2 protein-coding genes are annotated in these 2065 nt (G+C 68.7%); both read right to left on the bottom strand.

The annotated features are described in order from the left end of the window. Positions 1 to 51: 51 nt before the first annotated feature. Positions 52 to 1209, bottom strand: coding sequence for a dimethylsulfone monooxygenase SfnG (gene sfnG, locus AC27IO_RS23370; protein WP_498741051.1), 1158 nt, complete (start codon positions 1207 to 1209; stop codon positions 52 to 54). Positions 1210 to 1257: 48 nt separating this feature from the next. Continuing rightward, positions 1258 to 1836 carry an FMN reductase gene (msuE, locus tag AC27IO_RS23365; RefSeq protein ID WP_284409704.1) on the bottom strand — a complete coding sequence of 193 codons (579 nt, stop codon included), beginning with the start codon at positions 1834 to 1836 and terminating at the stop codon, positions 1258 to 1260. Positions 1837 to 2065: the final 229 nt, after the last annotated feature.

Raw genomic sequence — 2065 nt, 5'->3', positions numbered from 1 at the left:
GCGCCAGTTGGAGGGTGGGCGGCGGCGGGTGGGGCGTTGTGCCTGTGCGGGTCAGGCGGCGACGGCCTCGGCGGGCTCGCCGATGGCGGCCCCGGCGGGTGCGCCCAGGCCCTGCGCTTCCAGTTCGCGCACCAGCGGCAGCACCTTCTCGCCGAAGTACTCGACCTCTTCGATGAAGTGCAGGAAGCCGGCCAGGATCAGGTCCACGCCCACGGCCTTCAGTGCCACGATGCGCTCGGCGACCTGGCGCGGCGTGCCGATGAGGTTGGTGCGAAAGCCGTCGTTGTATTGCACCAGGTCCTCGAAGGTGGATTTGGCCCAGTTGCCCTCGCCCTCGGGCGAGGCCTGGCCGGCCTGCTTGGCCGCGTCGCCAAAGGCGTGCACGGCCTCCACGTGCGCGTGGTCGATGATGTCCTTGAGCACGGCGCGGGCCTCTTCCTCGGTGTCGCGGGCGATGACGAAGGCGTTGATGCCGATGCGCACGCGGTGGCCCGTCTCGGCGGCCTTGGCCTGGATGTCGTCGATCTGCTTTTTCACGCCCTCGGGCGTGTTGCCGTTGGTGAAGTACCAGTCCGACACGCGCGAGGCCATGTCCCGCGCGGCGCGCGAGCTGCCGCCCTGGAAGATCTCCGGATGGGGCTTTTGCACGGGCTTGGGGCTCAGCGTGTAGTTATTGAAGCGGTAGAAGTCGCCCTTGAAGGTGAAGTTGTCCTGCGTCCAGATGCCCTTGAGCGCGCGGATGAATTCCTCGGAGCGGCGGTAGCGCTCGTCATGCTCCAGCCAGGGCTCGCCGATGGCCTGGAATTCGCCCTTGAACCAGCCGCTCACCACGTTGATGGCGATGCGCCCGGCACTGATGTGGTCGATGGTGGCGATCTGCTTGGCCACCACGGCCGGGCTCCACGGTCCGGGCAGGATGGCGGCCAGCACCTTGAGCTTGGTGGTGGCGTGCAGCAGCGCCTGGCTGAACGACACCGACTCGTGCTGGTATTCGGCGCCATAGCCCGCGGTGAAGCGGATCTGGCTCAACGCGTAGTCGAAACCCGCCTTCTCGGCCGCCTGCGCCAGGCGCTGGTTGTATTCCAGGCTCCAGTCGGTGCGCTGGGCGATGGTGCTGACCACCAGCCCGCCGCTGACGTTGGGCACCCAGTAGGCGAAGCGGATGCCGGCGGCGGAGGAAGAAGAAGCGGAAGTCGTGTCGTGGCTCATGGCGATGCTCCTGGACAGAGGAAGGGGGAAAGGGGTGGCCGGCGGGGTTCAGGCCGCCTGCGCCAGGCGCAGCGCGGGCGCGGCCTGCGGCGCGATGCCGACCAGGGGCGCCGCGCGCTGCACCGCCAGCACGATGCGCTCGCGCAGGGCGGCGCTGGCGATCTCGTAGCCCTGGAAGTCCTGCTCCGAGGCATACACGCCCAGCGGCAGCGTGCGCGCCTGGAAGAAGCTGAACAGCGGGCGCAGCTGGTGGTCGATCACCAGCGCATGGCGGTCGCTGCCACCGGTGGCGGCCAGCAGCACGGGCACGTCGATCAGCGCCTCGTGGTGCACGAAGTCGAACAGGTGCTTGAACAGGCCCGTGTACGAGCCGCGGTAGACCGGGCTGGCCACGATCAGCAGGTCGGCCGATTCGATGGCGGCCAGCTCCGTTTCGACGGCGGCAGGCAACTGGCTGCGGTAGAGCGCGCCGCCGATCTGCGGGGCCAGCGGCCCCAGTTCGATGGTGTGCGCCTCGATGGGCAATGCCTCGCTGAGCGCGGCGATCAACTCTTCCACCAGCACCAGCGTGCGCGAGGGGCGCTGCACATTGCCGGAAACCGCCACTACCTTGAATTTGCGCGTCATGGGATCGAACCTTCCTGGTTTGCCCGGCGCGACCATCGCGGCGGGGGGATGGAATGGATTGAAGACCCAGCGGCGCGCCAGCGCTGCAAAGGAATCGGCGCATGCTTATGCGGAATCCGTGCGTGCCGGCAAGTGGTTGATTGGCAAGGGAAAACCCGGAAATCCGGGCCGATGCGCGGGGCGGCGGCGCCACGTGGCGGCCGCACCGCGTGCCGGGCCCGCCTGCCCG

The sequence above is a fragment of the Acidovorax sp. KNOB132 genome (genome assembly GCF_057541515.1).
Note: the sequence above shows the minus strand (reverse complement) of the source record. Positions and strands in the feature narration are given on the sequence as shown.

What these genes read in the sequence shown, in the direction of transcription:
- msuE (WP_284409704.1), bottom strand. Translation starts at nt 1,836, where the DNA reads ATGACGCGCAAATTCAAGGTAGTGGCGGTTTCCGGCAATGTGCAGCGC.
- sfnG (WP_498741051.1), bottom strand. Translation starts at nt 1,209, where the DNA reads ATGAGCCACGACACGACTTCCGCTTCTTCTTCCTCCGCCGCCGGCATC.